The sequence below is a fragment of the Pseudomonas kielensis genome (assembly GCF_014236655.1).
Lineage (GTDB): Bacteria > Pseudomonadota > Gammaproteobacteria > Pseudomonadales > Pseudomonadaceae > Aquipseudomonas > Aquipseudomonas kielensis.
Map to the genome: position 1 here is coordinate 14,767 of NZ_JACMYG010000026.1, position 24,409 is coordinate 39,175.

At 61.0% G+C, this 24,409-nt stretch carries 19 protein-coding genes; 9 read left to right on the forward strand and 10 right to left on the reverse strand.

Annotated elements, in window-relative coordinates:
• The first annotated feature begins 171 nt into the window (after window positions 1-171).
• Window positions 172-1,587, forward strand: coding sequence for a DUF2252 domain-containing protein (locus H7995_RS21025; protein WP_185818801.1), 1,416 nt, complete (start codon window positions 172-174; stop codon window positions 1,585-1,587).
• A gap of 73 nt (window positions 1,588-1,660) precedes the next feature.
• Here the strand turns inward: H7995_RS21025 and H7995_RS21030 are convergent, their stop codons facing one another.
• Complete coding sequence (locus H7995_RS21030) at window positions 1,661-2,578, reverse strand: DUF2950 domain-containing protein (RefSeq protein ID WP_371927777.1); 918 nt, start codon at window positions 2,576-2,578, stop codon at window positions 1,661-1,663.
• Window positions 2,575-4,062 carry a DUF3300 domain-containing protein gene (locus H7995_RS21035; protein WP_185818802.1) on the reverse strand — a complete coding sequence of 496 codons (1,488 nt, stop codon included), beginning with the start codon at window positions 4,060-4,062 and terminating at the stop codon, window positions 2,575-2,577. Before H7995_RS21035 ends, H7995_RS21030 begins: the two co-directional genes overlap by 4 nt.
• 256 nt (window positions 4,063-4,318) lie before the next feature.
• Between H7995_RS21035 and H7995_RS21040 the strand changes: the two genes are divergently transcribed.
• From H7995_RS21040 to H7995_RS21050, 3 genes are all read left to right on the forward strand, one after another.
• Entirely contained in the window at window positions 4,319-5,476 is a 1,158-nt protein-coding gene (locus H7995_RS21040) for a response regulator (RefSeq protein ID WP_166588992.1), read from the forward strand.
• Window positions 5,477-5,522: 46 nt separating this feature from the next.
• The gene (locus H7995_RS21045) at window positions 5,523-9,905 is read left to right on the forward strand and encodes a response regulator (protein WP_185818803.1); all 4,383 of its coding nucleotides are present in this window, start codon (window positions 5,523-5,525) and stop codon (window positions 9,903-9,905) included.
• Window positions 9,906-10,069: 164 nt separating this feature from the next.
• Window positions 10,070-10,636, forward strand: coding sequence for a nucleotidyltransferase family protein (locus H7995_RS21050; protein WP_182340929.1), 567 nt, complete (start codon window positions 10,070-10,072; stop codon window positions 10,634-10,636).
• A gap of 183 nt (window positions 10,637-10,819) precedes the next feature.
• Here the strand turns inward: H7995_RS21050 and H7995_RS21055 are convergent, their stop codons facing one another.
• Window positions 10,820-11,083: a hypothetical protein gene (locus H7995_RS21055; protein ID WP_166593102.1), complete on the reverse strand. Its 264-nt coding sequence runs from the start codon at window positions 11,081-11,083 to the stop codon at window positions 10,820-10,822.
• Between the two features lie 756 nt (window positions 11,084-11,839).
• Between H7995_RS21055 and H7995_RS21060 the strand changes: the two genes are divergently transcribed.
• Together H7995_RS21060 and H7995_RS21065 are read left to right on the forward strand one after the other, a co-directional pair.
• Window positions 11,840-12,289: a hypothetical protein gene (locus H7995_RS21060; protein WP_166593103.1), complete on the forward strand. Its 450-nt coding sequence runs from the start codon at window positions 11,840-11,842 to the stop codon at window positions 12,287-12,289.
• Window positions 12,290-12,419: 130 nt separating this feature from the next.
• Window positions 12,420-13,688 carry an OmpP1/FadL family transporter gene (locus tag H7995_RS21065; protein ID WP_185818804.1) on the forward strand — a complete coding sequence of 423 codons (1,269 nt, stop codon included), beginning with the start codon at window positions 12,420-12,422 and terminating at the stop codon, window positions 13,686-13,688.
• Window positions 13,689-13,876: 188 nt separating this feature from the next.
• Here the strand turns inward: H7995_RS21065 and H7995_RS21070 are convergent, their stop codons facing one another.
• Together H7995_RS21070 and H7995_RS21075 are read right to left on the reverse strand one after the other, a co-directional pair.
• Window positions 13,877-14,956 carry an HAD family hydrolase gene (locus H7995_RS21070; protein ID WP_166593105.1) on the reverse strand — a complete coding sequence of 360 codons (1,080 nt, stop codon included), beginning with the start codon at window positions 14,954-14,956 and terminating at the stop codon, window positions 13,877-13,879.
• Window positions 14,957-15,198: 242 nt separating this feature from the next.
• Window positions 15,199-16,014 carry a transporter gene (locus H7995_RS21075; protein ID WP_166593106.1) on the reverse strand — a complete coding sequence of 272 codons (816 nt, stop codon included), beginning with the start codon at window positions 16,012-16,014 and terminating at the stop codon, window positions 15,199-15,201.
• 488 nt (window positions 16,015-16,502) lie between these two features.
• Between H7995_RS21075 and H7995_RS21080 the strand changes: the two genes are divergently transcribed.
• Window positions 16,503-18,161, forward strand: coding sequence for an arylsulfatase (locus tag H7995_RS21080; RefSeq protein ID WP_166593107.1), 1,659 nt, complete (start codon window positions 16,503-16,505; stop codon window positions 18,159-18,161).
• 184 nt (window positions 18,162-18,345) lie between these two features.
• Here H7995_RS21080 and H7995_RS21085 read toward each other — a convergent pair whose 3' ends face one another.
• The 4 genes from H7995_RS21085 to H7995_RS21100 form a co-directional block, all read right to left on the reverse strand.
• A complete protein-coding gene (locus H7995_RS21085) occupies window positions 18,346-18,960 on the reverse strand; it encodes a LysE family translocator (RefSeq protein WP_166593108.1) in 615 nt (204 codons plus the stop codon).
• 332 nt (window positions 18,961-19,292) lie between these two features.
• Window positions 19,293-20,108: a diaminopimelate epimerase gene (dapF, locus tag H7995_RS21090; protein WP_166593109.1), complete on the reverse strand. Its 816-nt coding sequence runs from the start codon at window positions 20,106-20,108 to the stop codon at window positions 19,293-19,295.
• A 436-nt stretch (window positions 20,109-20,544) separates the two neighbouring features.
• Window positions 20,545-22,671: a TonB-dependent receptor family protein gene (locus H7995_RS21095; protein WP_185818805.1), complete on the reverse strand. Its 2,127-nt coding sequence runs from the start codon at window positions 22,669-22,671 to the stop codon at window positions 20,545-20,547.
• A gap of 118 nt (window positions 22,672-22,789) precedes the next feature.
• Complete coding sequence (locus H7995_RS21100; RefSeq protein ID WP_306109759.1) at window positions 22,790-23,107, reverse strand: GNAT family N-acetyltransferase; 318 nt, start codon at window positions 23,105-23,107, stop codon at window positions 22,790-22,792.
• Between H7995_RS21100 and H7995_RS21105 the strand changes: the two genes are divergently transcribed.
• Both H7995_RS21105 and H7995_RS21110 read left to right on the forward strand, forming a co-directional pair.
• Window positions 23,097-23,576: a VOC family protein gene (locus H7995_RS21105; protein WP_166591996.1), complete on the forward strand. Its 480-nt coding sequence runs from the start codon at window positions 23,097-23,099 to the stop codon at window positions 23,574-23,576. The two genes, H7995_RS21100 and H7995_RS21105, sit on opposite strands and share 11 nt — an antisense overlap.
• A gap of 180 nt (window positions 23,577-23,756) precedes the next feature.
• Window positions 23,757-23,918 carry a DUF2986 domain-containing protein gene (locus H7995_RS21110; protein ID WP_166591995.1) on the forward strand — a complete coding sequence of 54 codons (162 nt, stop codon included), beginning with the start codon at window positions 23,757-23,759 and terminating at the stop codon, window positions 23,916-23,918.
• An 11-nt stretch (window positions 23,919-23,929) separates the two neighbouring features.
• On the opposite strand, the gene H7995_RS21115 is transcribed toward H7995_RS21110, so the two are convergent.
• Complete coding sequence (locus H7995_RS21115; RefSeq protein WP_166591994.1) at window positions 23,930-24,382, reverse strand: hypothetical protein; 453 nt, start codon at window positions 24,380-24,382, stop codon at window positions 23,930-23,932.
• Between the last annotated feature and the right edge of the window lie 27 nt (window positions 24,383-24,409).

Consider the following 24,409-nt stretch of genomic DNA (forward strand, 5'->3'; position numbering starts at 1 on the left):
TGAATGTGTCCCCACCATGCAGCACCGAGGATAAGAGCTGCTACGCTTGAACCATTAGCTTTGGCGCTTTCCAGCCTACCACCGCACCGGTTTTCTGCGGGCTGACGGAACAGTCGAATTGCCAGGTCCTGTGCCCAAGCGAATCAGACTTCGTTGAGCAGAGGAGCGGACATGCCCCCGCCAAAAAACCGGCCTGAGGCCCGCAACCCAGAGCCGTCGGAAGACACCAGAGACGAACGGGTCTTTCAGTCGCGCAAAGAACGGTTGTACGCCGGCGCGTTGTTGCGCGAGCGTCTGCCCCATGGGCAACACGCCCAGTGGAAGCCCGTGCGCAAGCAGCGGGACGCCATCGAGCTGCTCGAAGAATCCAACCGCTATCGACTGCCCAACCTGGTGCCGGTGCGCTACGGCCGCATGCTGCGCAGTCCCTTCACCTTTCTGCGCGGCTCTGCCGGGTTGATGGCCCATGACCTGGCGGCGACCCCGACAACCGGTATCCAGGTCCAGGCCTGTGGCGATTGCCACCTGATGAACTTCGGTTTGTTCGCCACCCCTGAGCGCAACCTGATCTTTGACATCAACGACTTCGACGAAACCCTGCCCGCGCCCTGGGAGTGGGATGTCAAACGCCTGGCCATCAGCTTTGCCGTGGCCGCGCGCGACAACGACCTGGGCGACAAAGAGGCGCGAGCCATCGCCGCCGGCTGCGTGGGTGCCTACCGCGAGAATCTGCGCAGGTTCTCCAAGATGAACCCGCTGGATGTCTGGTATGACCGCCTGGACGCGCAAACCATCATCGACATGGCGCCCAATGCGCAAATCAAGAAAATCCGCGAGCAGGTGGTCGCCAAGGCCAGGATGCGGGTCGGCGATTACCTCTACCCCAAGATCAGCGGTGAAGTGGGAGGGCGGCGGCGCCTGATCGATCAGCCGCCGATCCTGTTTCATGTGAATGAAAAGGGATTCCGGCGCAACGTCCATCTGGCGCTGCAGGACTACCGACTGTCACTGCCCCATGAACGGCGCGTGCTGTTCGATCGATACCGCCTGGAAGACATTGCGGTCAAGGCGGTGGGCATTGGGAGCGTCGGCACCTACTGTTTTGTCGGTCTGTTCTTTTCTGCGGAAAATCACCCGTTGCTCCTGCAGTTCAAGGAGGCCTGTCCCTCGGTCCTGGCGCCCTATGCCGGCAAGAGCAACTACGACAACCAGGGCCAGCGGGTGGTCACCGGGCAGCGCCTGATGCAGTCCTCCAGCGACATTTTCCTGGGCTGGACCCGCAGCCAGAATGGTCGCTGTTTTTTTGTACGCCAGCTACGCGACATGAAAATGTCCGCGCCCATCGAAGGCATATCCGCCGCGCGGATGAAAATGTACGCCCAGTGGTGCGGCCTGACCCTGGCGCGCGCCCACGCCAAATCCGGCGATGCGGCGCTCATCAGTGGTTACCTGGGCAAGACCGACTCCTTCGACCAGGCCATCGGCAAATTTGCCATCGCCTATGCCGATCAGAATGACGCCGACCATGGGACGCTGCTGGCCGCCGAAAAATCCGGGCGGATCATCGCGTTGAGAGAGGAGGAGTGAGGCGCGGCACTGATGTTGCGCCCGGCCCCAGCGGGGGGGACGTTGACGACACCGGACCAGGCCGCTAAGCGCGTTAATCTTGCTCCGCACTGACCTCCTTCCAGCTGTCATCCGGGTCAAAGAGGGTCATCCCCTGGGCCAGCTTCTCACTGTCCGGCCCCAGGTCTTTTTCGAACACCTGGCCGTCATGGCTGATCATGAAACTCATCACCCCGGTGTCGGCGTATTTCGCCGGCCAGGCGATCAGGGCAAAACCCCGGCTCATCTTGTCGCCGATCAGGTAGCTGTAGGCCCCACCCGGTGCCGAAGGCCCCTGGCCATGCAGGATGCGGAAGTGATAACCGTGCCAGTCCTCGCCGCCGACGGTCTTGCCGAACGCGGGGCCCAGCGGGCTGATCTGACCGCTGTCATCGTCTGCCCAATAGAGCCCGTCGTGCTGGCCCGGGGTGCTGAAGAGGTTCTGCGCATACTCCAGGGCGCCATCGCCGTCGCGATCGATTGACGCATATTCCATCTGCGCATCGTGATAGGCCAGCGCCGCCTGCACGGCGGAGAGTTCGTTGCGGCCGATGCGCCGAGCCCGGATTTCGGCACTGCCGGCCTTGATGTCGAAGCGCCAACCGTTGGCGCTTTTGACCAGGGGAATCGGCAGCGTCCAATGGTTGCTGCCCACCGACAGCAGTGCCTTGTCGTCGCCGGTTTTCTCGATCTGATGCTGTTCGTGGTACTGCTTGATGAAGGCATCGACGTCCTGGCGCTCGGTGCCTTCGCGTGGGATGAAACTGCGCCATTCGTTGCCCAGCAACGCCGTCAGGCGTTCGTGATCGGCGTGTTTGCTGCCCAGCGCCTCGACGAATGACTGGGCGGCCTGTTCCGGTGTGGCAAATTCCTGCTGCGCGCTGGCCAGGCACGACCACGCCAGGCCGGCAGTCAGTGCCAGGGCGTGCAGGAGCCGGCCGGTAAATGGCTTGATGCGAGGATGGTTATTCAACGACGGCTCCCCCGTTGGCGCGCGGGTGCGCTGGATGGTCGACTGACTTGATGGCCTGCGGCTCGCGAGGCGCTGGGGCGCTGCGCGGAAACTTGGCTGGCACGGCCACGATTGGCTTGGGCGTTGACCTGGGACGGTGAGCGCGCGCCGGCAAAGGCATTGTTGCGCGCGCCGGTCTGATGGGTCGCGGCCGGGCGTTTTTGCGTACTTTGCCGTGCTTGTGCGGGACGCTGGTCGCGCTGGTTGACCTGCGGGTTCTGCTGCCTCGGCTGCTGATTGTCGCGGGTGGTCCTGGGCGTGCCCTGGCTTCGGTCCGTGGTGCGGGGCCGCTCGTTACCGGCCTGCATGCGGTTGCCCGCCGTGGCGCCGGACTGGGCGTCGCGCACCCGGTCACGGGCTTCGCGGTTGCTGGTGGCGGGGCGTTCGATACCGTGCTTGTCCATCGACGTGCGGGCTTTTTCCCGCGCCTGGGCGCGCTGGGCATTGTCCCCGCGGTAGGCCTCACGCTGAGTGGCACCGTCCAGTTGGCGACCGTATTGCTGGCGGCTGCGGTTGTCGCGATAGGGCACGCCATTGCGGTGCGCGGCGTTGTGCTGCCACTTGTTCTGATTGTTGGTGATGCGGTTGTTGGCATTGATGTTGTTGTAGCGATCAACGTCGATGTCGATGTCGTTATCGTCCCAGTCACATTCGCCCCACAACGCCCCGACGATCGCCACACCGGTACCGAACGCCAGCCCGGCCATCAGGGCCGAACCCGGGTAGTAAGCGGGTGGCGGCGGATAGTAGACCGGCGGCGAAGCCGGGTAGGGCCAGGTGCCGTAAGTGGTGGTCGGGTTATAGGTGGGGACGTACACCACCTGCGGGTCGGCGGGCTGGATGATGATGGTCGAGGTGCTGCTGGCCGGGGCGGGCGCGGAGCTGCTGGTGCTGGCGGCCGGCGCTGGCGCTGCGGCCTGGACCGTGACGTTCTGGTACTGGTTGCTCTGCAGGTTGCCGGCGGTCTGTGCCTGACGACGCAAGCGTTGCACGCCTTCCATGACATCGTCGGGCTGAGCCAGGAAGGCATCCCCCAGGCGTTGGACCCAGACCGGATCCTGTCCCAGGGTCACCATGACCTGGGGAAACGCGACCAGCGCCTGCACGCTCGGGTCCCACGGCTGGCTCGCCACCTGTTTGACCGCGTCATCGCCCTTGGCGTCCGGGTGAGCCTTGGACCAGGTCACCGCCTCCGCGATTTCCCCGGGGTAGGTGCTGGCCATCAGCAGTTGGGCCAGCAGTGGGTCCGGGTACAGGGCAATGGGCGCCAGCATCTGGTCCAATTGCTCCTGGGTAAACACCGGGTCCTTGGCTGGCGCGGTGGCCGGTGCCGCAGCGGCGCTGCTGGCAGGAGGGCTGGCGGCTGTATCCACGCTTTGTGCCTGGCTGGCCGCTGCACTGACAAAAAGGACGGCTGATAACGCGTAAATGAATGGAATGCGCATTGCAACTCCATGGGCTCAGGCAGGTTGAGAGGGGTGAATCAAAACCGGGGAAGTGTCAGCCGACTGTGCAAGCCGCAGGCGTCGGTGTCGAGGCCGTCCGCTAATAGTAGCAAAGCCTGAAAAACTGCCAGGAAACTCCGGTTGTTTCCTGCGTGAAACGGTTCGGCAATCGCGCATAACTGCAACTACGCTTTCCAGCGCCGGGCTGGAAATGCCGCCTGGGGATGCCAATGTCTGGTACAGGGGGCGGTCTGCGATGAATAGCCAACCGAGTCAATACACGGGGCCGACCTTGCTGGTGGTCGACGACACCCCCGACAACCTGTTGCTGATGACCGACCTGCTCAAGGATCGCTACCGGGTCAAGGTCGCCAATAGCGGCGAAAAAGCCTTGCGCCTGCTCCAGGGCGACTCGCTGCCGGACCTGATCCTGCTGGACGTGATGATGCCTGGGCTGTCTGGGCATCAAGTGGCCAGGCGACTCAAGGATGATCCCCGTACCCGGGAGATTCCGATCATTTTCCTCACCGCCATGGCCGGCACCGAGGACGAAATCCTTGGCCTGGAGCTGGGCGCGGTGGACTACATCACCAAGCCGATCAGGCCGGCACTGGTGCTGGCGCGGGTCGATACCCAACTCAAGCTCAAGGCGGCGGCCGACTTCCTGCGCGATCACAACGACTATCTGGAACAGGAAGTGCAGCGTCGCACCCGCGAGGTCATCGCCATCCAGGACGTGGCGATCCAGGCCATGGCCTCCCTGGCGGAGACGCGCGACAACGAAACCGGCAACCACATCCGCCGCACCCAGCACTACGTCAAGGTGCTGGCCGAGTACCTGCAGGATCACCCGCGTTTCCGCCACTTTCTCAGCGCCGCGACCATCGAACTGCTGTTCAAGTCGGCGCCCCTGCACGACATCGGCAAGGTCGGCATTCCCGACCATATCCTGCTCAAGCCGGGTCGTTTTACCCCGGAAGAATTCGAGATCATGAAGACCCATACCACCCTTGGGCGTGACGCCATCCAGCACGCCGAGGACCAGTTGGGCATACGCGCCGACTTCCTCATCCTGGCCAAGGAGATTGCCTACAGCCACCAGGAAAAATGGGACGGCAGCGGCTACCCCGAGGGGCTGGTGGCGGACGCTATCCCCATCAGCGCCCGGTTGATGGCGGTGGCCGACGTCTATGACGCGCTCATCAGCCGGCGGGTCTACAAGGCGGGGATGCCCCATGAGCAGGCGGTCGAGATCATCACGCAGGGCCGCGGCAGCCACTTCGACCCGGACATCTGCGATGCCTTCCTGGCCTGCAAGGAACAGTTCCAGGGGGTCGCCCAGCGTTTCGCCGACACCGACCAGGACATGGCCGTCCAGTTGGCAGCCCTGCAACGTAGTGGGCAGACGCCTTGAACCCGCGAGAGCGGGGCTTTTTCGATCAGGTTCACGAGGATAGGTAATGGCTGGATTTCGCACCCTGCTCGAGCGTCTCACGCTGCTGCACAAACTGCTCCTGGGATTCGCCGCGTTGCTGCTGTTGGTGCTGGTGCTCGGCGTGCAAAGCCTGCGCACTCAGCAATCGCTGAAGCACGACATGCAAAACCTCTATCTGCAGGAACTGGTCGGCATGGAGCACCTGCATGAAGCGCGGGTGCAACTGCCCCATCTGATGCAAATCCTGCAGCGTGCCGTGGGCACCGACAGCGCGCAGATCCGCGTCGAAGCCCTGCAGCAGTTGGCTGACACCCGGCAACGCCTGCAACTGGCGCTGGCCCAGGCCAAGGTCACCCTCATGCGCCCGGAGAACCTCGCGCGCCTGGCCGAGATCGACCTGATGCTGCAACAGTTGCAGCGCTACAGCGAACAGGCGTTTGCCTTGATCGACCAGGGCCGGCAGAACCAGGCGTTGATGCTGCTCAACAGCAGCGAATTCCAGAGAATCGCCCGGCAGGCCGACAGCCACCTGTACGGCATCGCACAAATCAAGGAAGCCTCGATTCGCGACACGGCCAAGGACATTGTCGAGTACGCCGAACGCAGCACCTTGCTGACCTACATCCTGTTGTTCGGTGGCTTGTCGCTGGCGTTGCTGTTGTCGTGGCTGGCCAGCCAGTCGATCCGCAACCCGCTGAATCGGGTACGGGTGGCGGTGGATCAACTGGCCGCCGGGCAGCTCGACCAGCCGATTCCCCACACGGACCTGAACAACGAAACCGGGGACCTGGCACGGGCCATTGCCCAACTGCAGACCGAGTCCCAGCAACTGGAGCGCCAGCGCTGGATCAAAGGCCATACCGCCCAGTTGCAGGCCGACTTGCAGCAGGCCGACACCCCGGACGAACTGGCGCAGGTATTCCTGCAGCACATCGCCAGCCTGCACGGCATCTGCCAGGCGGTGCTGTACAGCGCCCCGGAGGACGCTGACACGCTGCTGCTGATGGGCGGTTACGCCACCGATTCCGAGCACCCGCCCAAGGATCACGTGCCCTTCGGCGACGGCCTGTTGGGCCAGTGTGCGGTGGATCGCCAGGCGCGGCAGTTGCAGACGTTGCCGCCGCAATACTGGCGGTTGCACTCACCGCTGGGGGAGGTGGCGGCCAGTTGCCTGTTGCTGCAACCGATCGTGCATGGCGAGCGCCTGCTGGGGGTGTTCGAGTTGGCCAGCCTGCAACCGTTGGACGAGCGCCAATGGCTGCTGTTGCAGGAGGCCACGCCACGACTGGCCGCGGCCATGGCGATCATGGAGCGTAACGAGGCGGTCAAGACCCTGCTGGCGCAAACCCGGCGCCAGGCCAGCGAAGTGGCGCAACAGGCGCTGCAACTGGAGGCACAGGCCCAGGCGCTGGAAGCCCAGCAAGGGGCACTGCGCGCGACCGAAGCCTGGTATCGCGGCATCATCGACGCGGCGCCCGACGGCATGCTGGTGGTGGACGATGGCGGGCATATCCTCAGGACCAACCGTCAGCTGGATCAACTGTTCGGCTACGCCCCCGGCGAGTTGATCGGCGCGGCCATCGAACGCCTGGTGCCACAGGCCAGTCGCGGACGTCACGTGGCGCTGCGCGACGGCTTCATGGCCCAGGGCGACACCCGGCAGATGGGCGCCAACCTCGAAGACCTGCAAGGCGTGCGCAAGGACGGCAGCCTGTTTTCCGCCGAGATCAGCCTGTCACGCTTGCCGAGCCTGGAAGGGAGCGGCCTGTGCGTGTGCGCCTCGGTGCGCGATGTCAGCGAGCGCCGGCAACTGCAGGCGGCGCTCAAGGCCAGCGAGATCCAGTTGCGCGCGGTCCTCGACAGCAGCCCGGTGGCCATGCTGATCAAAGACGCCGATGGCCGTCCGACCTACAGCAACCCGCAGTTCGACCGCTTGTTCGCCAGCCAGTTCGAGCAACTGCAGGGCAGCGACCTGAGTCAGTTCTGGGTCGAGCCCGAGGCCCACCAGCGCTTTCTCGCCGCGGCGGCGCAAGGGGCGGTGCTCAACTTCGAGGCCAGCCTGCAGCGCACCGACGGTGAGCGCTTCGAGGTGCTGGTGTCGACCGTGACCCTGAGCCAGGGGGAGCGGGGCATGGGGGCCAACTGGTACTTCGACATCACCGACCGCAAGCTCGCCGAGGCCCAGGTGCAGCGCGCGCGGGAAGCGGCAGAAGAGGCGACCCGGGCCAAGAGCGACTTCCTGGCGACCATGAGCCACGAGATCCGCACCCCGATGAACGCCATCATCGGCATGAGCCACCTGGCCTTGCGCACCGAGCTCGACCACCGCCAGCGCAACTACATCGAAAAGGTCCATCGCTCGGCGGAAAGCCTGCTGGGGATCATCAACGACATCCTCGACTTCTCCAGGATCGAGGCCGGCAAGATGCACCTGGAACAGATTCCCTTCCACCTCGAAGACGTGCTCGACGGCTTCGCCAACATGATTGGCCTCAAGGCCGAGGACAAAGGTCTGGAGCTGCTGTTCAGTACCGCCGTCGAACTGCCCACCGCGTTGATCGGCGATCCGTTGCGCCTGGGCCAGGTGCTGGTCAACCTGGGCAACAATGCGACCAAGTTCACCGAGCACGGCGAGATCGTGCTGGGCGTGGAGCTGCGCAGTGCAACCGCAGACCAGGCGCAGCTGCATTTCTGGGTGCGTGACAGCGGCATCGGCATGAGCGCCGAGCAGTGCTCGCGCCTGTTCCAGCCCTTCAGCCAGGCAGACAGCTCCACCACCCGCAAATACGGCGGCACCGGCCTGGGCCTGGCCATTTCCCGGCATCTGGTGGAGCTGATGGGGGGCGACATCTGGGTCGAAAGCGAGCCGGGTCAGGGCTCGACCTTTCACTTCGAGGTGAGCCTGGGGCTGCAGCGCGAGAGCCATGTGCGGCGCATGCTGACTGCCGATGAACTGCTTGGCAGCCGGGTGCTGGTGGTCGACGACAACGCCAGCGCGCGGGAAATCCTCTCGACCATGGCCCGCAGTTTTGGCGTGGAAGTCGACGTCGCGCAGAGCGGCCGGGCGGCCCTGGCCATGCTGGTGGACGCCGAAGCCCGGAAGCTGCCCTACGACCTGGTGCTGATGGACTGGCGCATGCCCGGCATGGATGGGGTGGAGGCAGTGCTGCAGATGCATGCTGCCCAATTGGCACAAACCCCTTCGGTGATCATGGTCACCGCCTTTGGCCGCGAGGAAGCCCGCGAAGAAGCCAGCCGCAACGGCATTCAATTGCCGGTGGTGCTGACCAAGCCGGTGACCCCCTCGACCCTGCTCGAAGCGCTGGGTACGGTGCTCGGCAAGGCGCCCCAGGTCGACACCCGGGCCAGCGAGCGCTCCGGCCAGAGCGCCAGCGCCATCGCCAGCCTGCGGGGCGCCCGGGTGCTGCTGGTGGAAGACAATGAACTGAACCGCGAGCTGGCGTGTGAGTTGCTGGAGAGCGCCGGGATCGAACTGTGCCTGGCCGTCCACGGCGCCGAAGCGCTGGAACAGTTGCAGCGTGACTCAGACTTCGATGGCGTACTGATGGACTGCCAGATGCCAGTGATGGACGGCTACACCGCCACCGGCAAAATCCGCGAGCAATCGCGCTGGGCCGACCTGCCGGTGATCGCCATGACCGCCGACGCCATGGCCGGGGACCGCGAGCGGGCGCTGGCCTGCGGCATGAACGACCACATCAGCAAACCGCTGAACATCGACGAGATGTTCGCCACCCTGGCCAAGTGGATACACCCGCGCCCAGGGCGCGGTACGCCTGCGGCCGAGGTGGCCCCAGCCAGCGCAACCACCACGAGCCTGCCCGCCAGCCTGCCCGGGATCGACCTGCACGCCGGCCTCGCCACCTGCATGGGCAAGACCGACCTCTACCTGCGCCTGCTGGCTAAATTCCACGCCAGCCAACAAGGCTTTGCCGCCGAATTCCACGCCGCGCGCAACCAGGCCGATTCATCGGCGCCAGCGCGACTCGCCCACACCTTGCGCGGCACCGCCGGCAACATCGGCGCCAGCGCCCTGGCCCAAGCTGCCGGCGCCCTGGAGCAAGCGTGCCTGGAAGGTGCCAGCGAACAGGACCTGGCCGAACGCCTGACGACCGTCGAACAGCACCTGACCCCGCTGCTGGCCGGCTTGTCTTCGCTGAACGAGGCACCCGCCGTCGACGCGCCTCCACCGGGCAGCGAATGGCACACCCAACTGGCCCACGTCCGCGACCTGCTGGCCGAAAGCGACGCCCAGGCCCTGAGCGCCTTGCACACCCTGCAAGGACTGGCATCAGGCCCACGAGTGGCCGAGCAGTTGAATCGAGTGATGCAACAAGCCCAATCCTACGACTTCGACCAAGCCTTGGAGCTCCTCGAAAACCTCTAGAGCTAACCATCTGCATGGCGACCGCGAGCGTTTGTAGCAACAGCCTGCGGCAGCTGCTACAGATCGTGCTACTGCTCAACTCATCAACACACCCCCATGCAACTATTCCCCCCCAACGCTAAGCTATCCCCAGCCCCGGCGCCCCACCCAAAAAAAGGATCAACATGGAACTGACGGCCGAAACCCTGCTCGAGGTGGCACTGGCCAACCCCGTCAACGCCCTCATCACCGCGCGCCTGCCCGCACTCGGCCTGAACCAATGCATGCTCACCGCCGGCTGCCTGTTCCAGGCCATCTGGAACCAACAGGCCCAACGCCCCCTCGACTGGGGCGTAAAGGACTACGACATCTTCTACTTCGACCCCGACCTGTCCTGGGAAGCCGAAGACCAGGTCATCCAGGCGGGCCGCCAGCTGTTTCACGACCTCGACGTCAACATCGAATTCAAGAACCAGGCCCGCGTCCACCTGTGGTACCGCCAGCGATTCGGCAGCGATTATCCGCAATTGCACTCCACCCGAGACGGCGTCGACCGCTACCTGATCGCCGGCACCTGCATCGGCCTGGACATCACCACCGGCGAACTCTATGCCCCCCATGGGCTGGGCGACACGGAGCAGGGATTGTTGCGGATCAACCCGAAAAACCCCAAGCCGGCATTGTTTGCGCAGAAGGCGCAGAGCTATCAGGAACGCTGGCCTTGGCTGAGGGTGGTTGAGGCTTGCGCTTGAGCGCGTTGGGCAACGCGTCAGCTAACCCATGGCGAAGTGCGCGAGTGCCGTCCGCACATGCACTGCCCTGGTCGGGATTGCCTGAACCTGCGGATGCAGCGCGCGGCGCTGTCATCAACACGCCGCGCAACCGCAACAACCTGTCCTGGCCCCACAGCGAAGCGCAGGGGGAGGTGGACCTGACTAGTACTTGATATCACGCGCCGTATCGCGCGTGTCTTGCTTGGTGTCGCGCTTGTCCTGGCGGCAATCGGCGCGACTCTTTTCGTCGCCTTCCTTGCAGGCTTCCTTGGTTTCCCGAGCAGCATCACGCCCCTCCTGCTTGGTATCGCGCGACTCCTGTCGCTGATCAGCCTGATCGGTGGCGAAAACCTGTGTCGACACCCAGGAGCCGCCAACGGCAAGGGCCAGGGCGGTCAGGGCGGTTAGATAGTACCTGCGGATCATGAGCATTCTCCTTGCACTGAATCTAATCACGTCTTGCCCCAACCTCCTTACCGCACGCGGTTAACTGGGGCTGTTGTGCCGCGCGATTTGAAAGGTGCTCCGAGGGGATTAACGATAGGACGATGTTGGGGGGTGTACAAGGTGGGAGGCGTTTGTCGTGACGGGCGGGAAACGGCCAGAAGCGGGCGGTCAAACGTACAGAAAATAAATCTGTCCCTTTCTTCTTTCTGGCCGGTTGGCTGACCGGATTGCGGGTTACGCGGGATGGTCACGTTGTGGCTGAAGGCTTTCGGGACGCAATTCGACGCATAGTCCTTCGCAGCCGCCAATTGCCAGCAGGTCTGTTCGATCAGTGAGACGCATCCGCTCCATCGCGGAGCATGCCTGCCTGGAATCAAGTCCGGACGTACTGCTCAGTACCCGAATCACACATTCCGTGTTGGATCGCCCGCGCTTGCGTGGCGCCGATCCGGGTCAATTTTCATATTGAGCATCATCTGATGGTGTCAGCGCCTTATTTCCGGTTGCCTAAATTGCATTCACTTTTGCTCCAGCGCGGCATCGTGCCGCAACCACCCACCTACTTGCAGGTGCTCAAGCGTGTGAGCATGCGAGCTCACAACGTCTGATTGATAAACCGGGGGGCTTCAGGGATTTAACGGGCTATAAAAGTAGACGTTCAAGAACGCACAGCGACGTTATTGAGCTATACCCAATAGTCCCCCACCGCACTTCTTCCAGTATTGGAGGTTGGCAATGAAACTCCGTCTCCCCCTGTCAGTGCTATTGACTACCGCAAGTCTCTTCGGCTGCATCAACTCCTCACACCAATCAATGAATCTTCCGTTGGCAGCGACCCATAAAAACCCTGGTCATACCGCCACGACTACATTGACGGGCGAAGGTAATAAAACCAACTTTGACTTCTACATTACCGGCGTTCCAAACGGGACCATCCTGCCGCCGCGCATCTACACCTTCATCAACAAAGGCAGTTGCCAGCAACCCGGGCCAGTCGCGTACGCAATGAACGATAAGGTCAACACCGAACCCAATGCAGGCACCGGTGGATGGACCTTTTACAGAAGCGCGCCCATCACAATGCCAGACCTGCTTTCCGGCAAGTACGCCGTTGTCGTGCGTACTTCACCCGAGGATGGCAGCGCCGATATTTTCTGCGGCGATATTGCGCACGCGACTCGATGAACCGCCGGTAGTCATTTTTAAGTTGAGTCGCGCTTTGTGGCGATTGTGTTCACCGCGTTCATGGTTGGTATTTATTCAGTTTGTAATCCTAACGTTACATACACCAACAAAACACGGCTAGAGGTTAACCATGCCAACCAAAACCACTGCCCTGCCTGCTTGTACGTTCCTCGCGCTGTGCTGCCAGCAAGCCTGGGCCGGCGGCATCATGCTCTACGAAATCGGCACCGATAACGCTGGCCTGGCCAACGCCGGTGCCGCCGCCCGGGCCCAAGGCCCAGCGACCATCGCCAGTAACCCGGCGGGTATGAGTTACCTGCGGGGCACGCAGATCACCGGCGGCTTGCAAGTGCTGTATGGCGACCTGAGCTTCGATCGCGACGCTGGCAGCAATGTGGCCGGCAGCGGCAGTGGCAATGCCCTCGACCCGATCCCCGGTGGCAGTTTCTTCATCAGCCATGAACTGGATGAACATTGGAGCGTCGGCTTCGGCCAGTACGGCGACTTCGGCTTGGCGGTCAACTACGACAACGATTGGTCCGGCCGCTACTTCGCGCAGAACTCCAGCCTGCTGGGTCTGTCCCTGGTACCCAGCGTGGCGTATCGCTTCAACGAGCAATGGTCGGTGGGCGTTGGCGTCAAGGCCATGTACGGCATGTTGCAGGCGCAAACCGCCATCGACCGCTCTCCCTTCGGTTTCACCGATCGCGCTGACGGTCAGTACAAGTACAAGGACGGTGCCTGGGGTTATGGCGCCAACGTCGGGGTGATCTATGCCCCGCAATCCGGCACCCGCATTGGCCTGGCCTACACCAGCAAAGTCGACCTGGACTTCGAAGACCAGCTGGATGTGAAAGGCGACGGCCGTTTGCTGGAACGCATCAACGACACCAACACCAAACTCGACACCACTGTGCCGCAGACCGTAACCCTCAGCCTGTTCCAGCAACTGGACCGGCAATGGGCCTTGCTGGCCTCGGCCAACTGGCAGGACTGGTCGGAATTCGGTGAGATCGGCGTACAGGTCGACACCACGGCGTTTGGCGCGCAGTCGAAATCGGTCGATGCCGGTTTCAAGGACACCTGGCACCTGTCCTTTGGCGCGCAGTACCAGGCCTCCGAGCAATGGCTGTGGAATGTCGGCGTGGCCTACGACAGCAGCGCTGTCTCCGATAGCAAACGCAGCGTGATCGTACCTATGGGCGAGTCCTGGCGCATCGCCACAGGCGCCACCTATGCTCTGAACCAAGACACCGACATCAACGTCAGTTGGGCCATGGTCTGGCTCGGCGACATGCCGGTGGACCAGACCAAGTCGATCTCGGGCAACCGAGTCTCCGGTCAGTTCGACGATGCCTGGATTCAAGCCCTGACCGGCAACATGACGTGGCGTTTCTGAAGTTCCGCTATCGAAAAATGATGATTCAATCCATGAATCGCATTTTGAGCCCTGAATCCCTCTGTAGAGGCAGAAATGAATGTCCGCAATGGGTCGGCTGCCGCCGGTGGCGACAGGCAGAAATCGGCCAAAAGCAGCCCTTCATGATTGGCTGCTATCGCCTAACGGAATTCAACTACAGCTGCATTTCACTCGAATGCGAAAATCTTCTTCCAGTCCTTTTTCATGCTTATCACAGTCCAGCCGTCATTTGTCGCCTGGGTATATAAGGATTCGGTAAAGGTGCCCACCTTGGTATCCGGTAGTCCTTGCGCAGGACCATAGGCGTACTCACGTTCGGCGTCGTCATGCAGGACCAGCATCGCTAGGCGGGCACCCTTGCCGGACTTGGCGTACTCCAGCATTTGCCTGTCACCAGTGGAATTGCCGAAGGCTGCATTGGGTTGGCGGCCGACCAGCAGGTAAATGTTCTCAGGCTTGCCGGCATCGTTGTCGTTGAGCAGTATCTTGGGTTGCTTGATTAGCTGCGGTTTGCCGCTTTTGTCGTAGCCATACTCGGTGGTCCCGGCACTGCCGACGACCTGTTCGGGAGGCACACCATAGACCTCTTCGGAATAGGCGCGAACGAAATCCTGTCCACCGCCGGTGACGATGTACGTTCTGTAGCCATTGTCACGCAGGTATTGCATGACTTCCTTCATCGGCTGGTAGGTCAACTCGGTAAACGGGCGCTTCCAGCGAGGGTCTTTGGCCTTGGCCAGCCAGGCATGGACTTCCTGCTTGAACTCGTCCGTGGGCATGCCGCTCAGGGTTACCATGGCAATTTTCAGATAGTCATCAAGGGTCAGTTTCGCCATGGCGGCATGGTCCCCCGACAACACTGTCTTGAACGGTTCGACCTGAGCCAGCTCAGGTTTCGCCTCGACGGCGGCAGGCACGCGACTCAGGCAATAGAACAATTGACCATAGGCAGGGTGCTCGACCCACAACGTGCCGTCCTGATCGAACGTCGCGATGCGCTCTGCTGGCGCCACGAACTGAGTACCACCTTCCTGGGTGGTCGCCTTGACGAATTCAACGATGGCTTGCTTGGCCGGCCCCTCATTCCAGGACGCTAGAGGGTCTGCAGCGAACACTGCCGTTGAAGCTATCAGGCTCAACCCTAATATCGTTAGTGGTGAGCCATAGCGTCGCCTGACGTGGGAGATAGGGCGCTTATCAGAAGTTACGGAGCTCCAAGTACGCTGCACCAAGATCATGAGTTTCATGATGTCTACCTATGGCTGATTTGGTAAGTCGTTGGTGGTACTTGCCTGCTCACCCTGTTGATGACTACAGCAGTCAGTTGGGAGTCCAGTGTAGATGTTTTGGTAGTATGTGCAGTTTCCGCAATCGTATGGAGTACCCGATAGCCTGCCTGTCGCGAAAGTCTTCCATCCAAAGCTGACAGTGGCAGCAAGCAGAGCTCGGCCAAAACCAGGCGCTTACATGGTCCATTGAAACTTGGCACTCACTTGGGAAACAACAGTGTAAACGCCACCCGGAATCCCCAGCCCTCAGCACCATCTTTAGGACTATCTGCCCAATAACGTGGTCCTGCTTGCAGGGTCATGGGTTGATGGCCGACCTTGAACAACTGGGTAACGAAAAGGTTGATTGGCACTGACCATTCGCGTGTCTGCCAGTCATAGGTGGATTCGGTGTTAATTCCGAAGGTGGTGTAAGTGTGGGTGGTGTAGCTGAAGAAAGGCTGCAGGAAAGTCGCGTTGACCTTGTCCTTGTCATCGGGCGGGCTGTTTTCCACCGACCAGATGTGATTGGCGAGAATGCCACGGGTCCAACCGTCATGCTGCTTGAGCAAGACCACCGTGGGGCCCAACCCCCATTGCTCACTGCTCAAAAGCTCATCGCTGCCGGTCGGCACCAGAATGGCCGGTCCTGCGCCCCAAATCCAACCGCTGGAAGTCGGCTGCTTGGGTGAAAAAAAGAAGCTCTGGGTCACATCCCCCGTACCGGATTTGTCCGCCTGGCCGCCAGGTACCAGACCATGCTGGTCAATGATCGGCAGGATGGTACGGGAGATCAGGTTCCACTCGTCATTGATGCTGAAGGGCAGCACTGGCTGGATGTTGGTGACACTTTGGTAGCCGTCACCGCTGGGTCCGAGTTTCTGGTTCCAGTTGTATTGAATCGGCAAACTGTAAAGCGCGGCAACGGGATTTAGCGTTTGCTTGGCCAACTCGGCCTGACTATCGGCGGCGAGGCTGATTTCGGGCCATACCACCGCAAAGGTAATGAAAGGAACAAGTCGAATGCCATTGTTCATTTCCAACTCCTTTCTCGAAATTGAGAGTTTGGGTTGTCGTGTCGCGGTGATAAAGCTGAGGGTGACCCTGCCGCCAATGAGCTTAGATCAGGTATCTAAAAGATGTTCATCGGGGAAAACTATCTCCGGTCAGTCGGATTAATTCGTATTAACTAACGCTCCGTTGAGCCATCGATCAATAGCCCCTCTTCATCGGGGCGAAATTTCCCCCATTGAAAGGAGTGTCCCAAAACTTTATTAGACCAAAACAGAAGATGGTCTCTTCAAAAAGCGTCTATTGATACAGCGAGAGCACTTACCACGCACACCTGAAAAACCGCACTAGACTGTATCCTGCGCCTTAACTTGTGCATGGTCATGCAGGAAGGGGAAATGATTCTGTACGCAGTACCTAGGCTAATTACTCGGTGGTCAACGCACCAAGTGTCAATGTAGTTGTGCACTCATCACCAGGTTGCCAACACAATGAAACAACGAGGATTGCTGGTATGGACAAGCTATCGGATCGTTTCAAGCTGTCTGTCGTGTTTGCTGCACTATTGTCATTGAACGGATTTGCCCACGCGGCTCAAACGGAAAAGACCAATATTCTGTTTATCGTCTCCGACGATACTGGCTATGGCGACTTGGGCCCCTACGGCGGTGGGATCGGTCGGGGCATGCCGACACCCAGCATCGATGAGTTGGCGGCAGAGGGCGTCACTTTCTACTCTTTTTATGCGCAACCCAGCTGCACGCCTGGTCGGGCAGCCATGCAAACGGGGCGTATTCCCAATCGCAGCGGCATGACCACCGTAGCCTTTCAGGGCCAGGGCGGCGGCTTGCCCGCAGCCGAGTGGACCTTGGCATCGGTGTTGAAAACCGGGGGCTATGACACCTACTTCACCGGCAAATGGCACTTGGGCGAAGCAGATTATGCGTTACCCAATGCGCAAGGTTATGACGTGATGAAGTACGTAGGCCTGTACCACCTCAACGCCTACACCTACGCTGACCCGACCTGGTTCCCGGACATGGATCCGGAAACCCGGGAGATGTTTCAACGGGTCACCAAGGGCGCGTTATCCGGCAAGGCGGGGGAAAAACCGATCGAAGAATTCAAGGTCAATGGCCAGTACGTGGACACGCCTGTCGTAGACGGCAAACCCGGCGTCGTCGGCATTCCGTTCTTTGATAACTACGTCGAAAAAGCCGCCCTGGAGTTTCTCGACACGGCGGCCAAATCGGACAAGCCGTTTTTCATCAACGTCAACTTCATGAAAGTGCACCAGCCAAACATGCCGGCACCGGAGTTCGTTCACAAGTCCATGTCCAAGTCCAAGTACGCCGACTCCATCGTCGAACTGGATACCCACATCGGCCGCATCATGGACAAGCTAAAGGCACTCGGCCTGGATAAGAACACCCTGGTGGTTTACACCACTGACAACGGAGCTTGGCAGGATGTCTATCCCGACGCCGGCTACACCCCGTTCCGTGGGACCAAGGGCACGGTGCGTGAAGGCGGCAACCGAGTACCGGCAATTGCCGTCTGGCCAGACAAGATCAAGCCAGACACCAAAAACCACGAGATGCTCGGTGGCCTGGACTTGATGGCGACTTTCGCTTCTGTCGCTGGCGTGAAGCTGCCGGAAAAAGATCGCGAAGGCCAGCCCATCATCTTCGACAGCTACGACATGACCCCGGTACTCACTGGCAGTGGCCCTTCTCCGCGCAAGGAATGGTTCTATTTCACCGAGAACGAATTATCCCCGGGCGCTGCCCGTGTTGGAAACTATAAGGCTGTATTCAACCTGCGCGGCGATGATGGCGCGCAAACCGGTGGCTTGGCGGTGGACACTAACTTGGGATGGAAAGGCGCCGAAAAATATGTGGCCACCGTGCCGCAGGTCTTTGACTTGTGGCAAGACCCGCAAGAGCGTTATGACCTCTTCATGAACAACTTTACCGAACGTACCTGGACGATGGTGCCGATTACCGGCGCGATCATAAAACTGATGAAAACTTACGTCGATTACCCACCACGGAAATTGCAAAGTATGGGTTACGACGGGCCGATCGAGCTATCGCAGTACCAGAAATTCCAATACGTGCGTGACACCCTAAAAAAAGAAGGCATCAACTTGCCATTGCCAGCGGGCAACTGACCACATCAGCTGGAAAAGGGCGGCCTCACCAGAGGTCGCCACTTCAATATGACGTCACGAGTAGTGGCAATCTGGAGTTCTTTAGCAGTCACCGATGGCTGCTGTGGGTCGAACGCAGACGGTCACGACCGACCGCTTCTGGCCGATGGTGGAATCTCCACACGTCTTGCGGTCGATTCAATACTCAGGTCAGCTGTCGTACTCCCAGGCCCAGAATCAGACCACCGCACAGGCGATCAATCACTTTCCTAGCATTCTGATACGCCGAGGAAATCTTTGGTTGCGACAAAGCCACCGCAACCAGTCCATACCAGGCCAGCGAAACGACCACCACAACCACCAGCATTGAGACGAAGGTGCTGACCGAGGGGTGGGCGGGGGCTGCTGCTGAAAAGACGGCGGCGTAGAAGGCTATGGATTTAGGATTGCCGATGTTGGTAACGACACCCTGAAAGAAAGATTTCCGGGCGCTGCCAGCCGGGCCCTCGCAAGGCCGTAGGGCGGGATGCTTGCCTGCTTTAACGATCAGACGTACGCCAAACCACATCAGGTACGCAGCCCCCATTATTTTCACAACCAGTACCGCCCATGGGAAGGCTGCAAACACAAGGCCCAGTCCTGTGATCGCACAGCCAGACCAGAGCAGGTTCACGGTCACTATACCGGCGACTAAGGCCAGCGCCTCTGCACGTGTGGCAGCTACTGCCTTGTGAACAACGGCGACGAAGTTCGGCCCCGGAATCACTACGCCCGCCAGATAAACCCAGAAAACAGTGAGCACCGCGGTACTGTCGAACATTTCGATCCCTCTTGGCGCTGGTCGGTATCAGTGCCTGGTTGAAGATTTCATCACGTTCTTCGCCGCGAGAGCATCAATGCTAGCGAGCGAAGGGGCCGACAGTCAGACACAGATTCCACAATAAACTCCGATACAGTGACTTTTTATGCTAGGTACGCTGGTACGTTTTGCCCGGCGATGACGCGATCAGGGATCGCTATGGCCATGCGAGGAATGCTTCGCTGATAAGGACGGATGTGTGCTGCCTCCAGTGCCCGCAATTGGCCGATTTCTGTCTGTCGCGACCGGCTGAAAACGACCCATTGCAGCCCTTCATGCTGTCCTGTCTAAAATCAAACTTTCAACAGAGTATCCATGATTGTTCCGGAATAAATCGTCTCCACCGGCCCGGTGAGAAAGACCGGTCCCACGCCATCCCATTGAACCGTCACAGCCCCGCCGTCACATTCAACCTCAACGCAACGGTCTAACAAGCCACGACGAATTCCATTAACGGCGGCGCCACAAGAGCAGGAGCCTGAACCCAGCGGAATACCCCCACCGCGCTCCCAAATACGCAACCGAATGCGCGCTCGGTCAATGATCCGGACGAAATGCACGTTCGTCCTTAGGGGAAACAAGGGGTTGGTTTCAATTGCTGGTCCAATCGTCTCTATTTCAACGGCTGTCAGGTCATCCACGAAGTAGGTGCAGTGCGGATTTCCCATGCTGCATGCTGTTGGTTCACCGGCAAGTGGCAACACTGAAGTATCCATTTCAAGAGCCAGAGGAATATCCACCCAGTTGAAAAGCGGCTTTCCCATATTGACGGAAATAGCGCCGGTTGAAGTACGTTCGCAAGTCAGTAGGCCACGGTTGGTTCGCAGTGCTACCGAAGTCATATTGGATTCGCGCATCAGCATATCTGCCGCCCCCCGCGTTGCGCTGCCGCAAGCGTCCAGCGGTGAGCCATCCGCATTCCAGAACACCAAACGCGCATCTGCATCATCGCAATCGAGCATCACAGCGAGTTGATTGAAGCCGATTCCTCGGTTGCGATCTCCCATTCTCCGAGCCAAATTGCTTGTGATTGGATTGGGTGAGTTTCGCGAGTCCACGATAACGAAATCATCGCCATTGGCGTGCATTTTATGAAAACTCAGCGGCATAAATAGACCTGGCGACTACACATGATGAGTTGAGGTTTGAAAACGATCTATCCCGACTCGCGTGACATTAGCAAGCTGTGTGGAAGCTAATGAGGCAAATAAGTCTGGCAGACCGGACCATTGTTGTGTTTGCTTCGTAAGCGGCTGCTAATGGCCGATAAAATCGGGCCACCAACGTCCGCTACTGGCCGATTCTGTTGAAAAAGTCGGCCATGGTTTCCACGGTAGAGAAGTATGCGCTTGAGATTGAAATCTTCACGTTGAGCAGAGGATTCGCGGCTCAGATTTCGCATAGCGACGCGCAAAAAAGGCATGTTGAGCAGTCAGTACGTGGGCAGTCTGGAAGTACCGACTTTTTCAACAGAATCGGCCGATAGCTGCCTCCCATCAACGGCCGCTGTGGGTCGCTAGCTGCCCCTCCACTGATCTTTCCCCCTCACCGCAAACTCCAAGAAACCCCCGCATAAACCCCAAACCCCTCCCCAGGCGTCGACCGTGCCGCATCCAACCCTTTATCGTCATACCCCGGCGTAACCGTCGCCGCGTACCGTTTATCCGTCAAATTGCGCAGGTCCAGCCAGGTTTGCCAGTCGCCCTTGGGGGCGTTGTAGCCCAAGGTGGCGCCGAAGAGGGCGTAGGGGTCGGCGTATTCGCTGTTGGCGTAGTCGACGGCGACTTTGGAGACCAGTTGGGTGTTGAGGGCGGCGAAGAAGCCCAGGGGCCAGTCGTAGCGCAGTTCGCCCTGGTAGTAGTGCATCGGCAGGCCGGGCAGGCGGTTGTCGCCGAAGTGGTCGTCGTCGCGGTAGTGGAAGTCGCTGAAGGTGTAGCTCTGGCGCAGGCTCAGTTGCTCGCCGGTTGGCGATGCCCACAGGGTGCTTTGCAGGCTGGCTTCCACGCCCTGGTGCACGGTGGGGCTGGCGTTGAGTTCGTAGGGGGTGATGGTGTTGGCGTCCGGCAGGACGGAGAGCAGTTCATGGCGGACCTGGGCGTAGTACCAGGACAGGCTCCATTGCCCGAGGGTGGCGTCGCCGCGCCCGCCCAGCTCGAGGGTGGTGGCGGTCTGGTTTTGCAGTTCGATCGGCGCGCGCTGGGTACCGGTGGCGGCGCCGCTGTCTTTCGGAAAACGAATGTTGGAGCTGTAGATCATCGACCAGGGGTGGGGCGCTTCCACCGAGCGGCTGAGGTTGCCGAACACTTGCAGGCCGGGCGTCAGTTGGTAGCGCAGGCCCAGGCGGGCGGCGTAGTCCCAGTGGTGCAGGCTGGTCTTGCCGCCTTCCTCGGGGTAGGTGACGGCGCTTTCGCGGCGGGTGTAGAGGGCGGCGAGGCCGGTGGTCAGCCACAGGTCGTCGGCGATTTCCAGGTCGTTGCCGGCGTGCAGCACGGAGTCCGATCCCTGGTAGGTGAAGTCGCGCATCGGCGTGCCGGGTGCGTAGCCGGCGGTGTTGCCGATGGGGATGCGCACTTCTTCGCTGGCGCCGGCGTTGGGCAGGTGTTTGGTGGTGCGCAGGCCCAGGGTGCTCTGGCTTTCCAGGCCCCAGAGGGTGTCGCGGCGCTTGTAGTCGAAGGTGCCACTGACATCGCTGTAGGCGACTTTCAGGCGGTTCAGTCCTTCGCGCAGGTCCATCGGGTAGTCGTGGTAGACCAGGCCGGTCTGGATGCTCGAATCGTCGTCGATGTAGTAGGTGGTCTTGTTGCCGATGAAGGTGCTGCCCGGTTGCTCGCGGCGATCGTCGCGCGCCACGTAGGCGGGGTTGGCGGCCCGTGGGTCGTGCTCGATCGAGTACTTGCTGACCCGCCCGGCCAGGTCGTTGTCGGTCTGGCGGTAGCGCAGGTAGAAGCGGGTTTCCAGGTTCGGGTTGAAGCGGTAGCCGAGGTTGGCGATGAAGCCCTGGCTGTCGCTGGCGGTGTGATCCTGATAGCCATCGGAGCGGGCATCGGTCACGGCCAGGTAGTAATCGAAGTCGCCCAGCACCTGGCCGGAGCTGACCTGGCGCTGCTGGTAGCCGTGGCTGCCCATCCCGTAGCGCACCTGCAACAGCGGTGAGTCATAGCCGGTGTGGCTGACGTAGTCGATGGCGCCGCCCAGGGCCAGGGCGCCCCGGTCGAAACCGTTGGCGCCGCGCAGCACCTCCACGCGGTTGAGCCACAGCGGTTCGAGCAGTTCATAGGGGGTGCCGCCGGGGCCGGTCAGGGGCAGGCCGTCGAGCATGGCGTACAGTCCCGAGGCGTGGGCACCGGGAGCGCGGTTGATCCCCGAACCACGGATCGAGATCTTGACCCCTTCGTTGCCCGCGGACTGGGCGTAGATCCCGGGCTGATAGGCCAGCACATCCTGGTTGCTGGCCACCCGGCCCTGGAGCGGGCGGCGCAGGTCGACCACGTTAGTGCCACCGGGCACCTGGGCCAACCGGGCCTTGGCGTCCTCCACCGAGGCGTCTTCGCCGCTGCGCTCCTCGGCACCGATCAGCACCTGGCCCAACTCCAGGCCCTGCGCCTCGGCCATGGCCGGACAGGCCAGGGCCAGGCCCAGTAATGCAGTGGGCAAGGATTTGGACGCGGGCATCGGGTGAACTCCAGACGAAAAGGGGGCGGGCAGTAAAGAACTGCGACGCCGGGCAGCCTCCGGGAAACACATGCAAACGCGGCTTTTTACCCTGAATTTCAGTGGTTTGCCTGCCAGATCATGGTCTGGACCAGAATCTGCGGGTGACAGGCCAGTGGGGGCACTCATCGATGAAGACGAAACCCTGCCTGAGGTAGAAATTCGCCGCGCGGTGGTTGTCCGGTGCGACATCGAGGAACACCCGCCCATGGCCTTGTTCCTGTGCGCGGGATTTCACCGCGTCCACCCACATGCCGATCAGGCCCAGCGCTCGTTCGTCCTCGAGGGCCAGCCAGAACGCAGTCCCGCTGGTGGAGTCGGCGCGCGCCTGCCATTGAACAGTGCAGCTAGAATGAACCGGTCTGTGCCAATTCTGGAGAAACAAAATGGTCAGCAAGAATACGATCTGTCTGTGGTTCAACGGCGATGCCCTGGACGCGGCGACCTTCTACGCCAAGACCTTCCCGGACAGCACGGTGGGCGCTGTGCATCGCGCGCCCGGCGACTACCCGGCTGGCAAGCAGGGCGATGTGTTGACGGTGGAGTTCAATGTGATGGGCATCCCTTGCCTGGGATTGAACGGCGGGCCGGCGTTCAAGCACAACGAGGCGTTTTCGTTCCAGGTCGCGACCGACGATCAGGCCGAAACCGACCGCCTGTGGGACGCGATTGTCGGCAACGGTGGCGAGGCCAGCGCCTGCGGCTGGTGCAAGGACCGCTGGGGACTGTCGTGGCAGATCACCCCCAGGGTGCTCACGGCGGCGTTCACTCACCCCGATCGAGCGGTGGCCAAGCGTGCCTTCGCCGCGATGATGGAAATGGGCAAAATCGATGTCGCGGCCATTGAGGCTGCAATCAAGGGTTAACCCGCGTCAACCGGGGGCAGGGCAGGCCGACTGTCCTGGCCCCCAACGGTCTCATGGCGGCCACCTACAGGATTAATTTCTGTACGTGTCCAGTGTCCTGCATCCAGGACGCGCCATGGGGTCCTGCTTCAAGACCGTTAGCTGCTACCATCGCGCCATTGTCACCCTGAGTAGAACACCATGAACCGCCGTAAAAAGATCAAGCAGTTGCTAAAAGCTCACGCGAAAAAGGCCAGCGCCAAACTGGCGCCGGTCAACAAGGACAAGTACATCAGCAAGGCCGACCGTTTGAAGCTGGCAGCGCAAGCCAGCCAGGATTCCGGCAGCCCGGCCGAGAGCTGATCGCGCCCCGATTACTTCACGGTGCCGCTCTGGGGAATGTCGCCACAGAACAGGTCCAGGTTGCCGTCCTCCGGTGCCGATCGCACGACGATCGAGTACTGGCCGGCCAGCAATTCCGGCAGGGCGATGGGGGCGGTTCTGGAAAAGGTCCAGCCGGTGACGGCGGCGCGTTCGGTGGTGACCTGGCTGTTCATCGCATAGGCCACCGGGCCCGGCTGCTGGCAACTGCCCTTATGGATGAAGGTGTAGATACGCAGGGGCAGGGAGGTGCCGGTGGGCACGCCGCTGATGAAAAAGTCGAACCCGGTCTTCTGGTCCCAATTGGCCAGGGTGGTGTTGGCGATTTGTCCGGCGTTGTGCCGGGTAGCCGCCAGGGGAATGCTGATCCCGTGCTCGGATGAAGTGCTGCAGCCAAACAGGCTCGCGCAGACCAGCAGGGCGACCAGTGGGTGTCTGGGATTCATAACCAACCTCCAGTGCTGAAGAAGCAC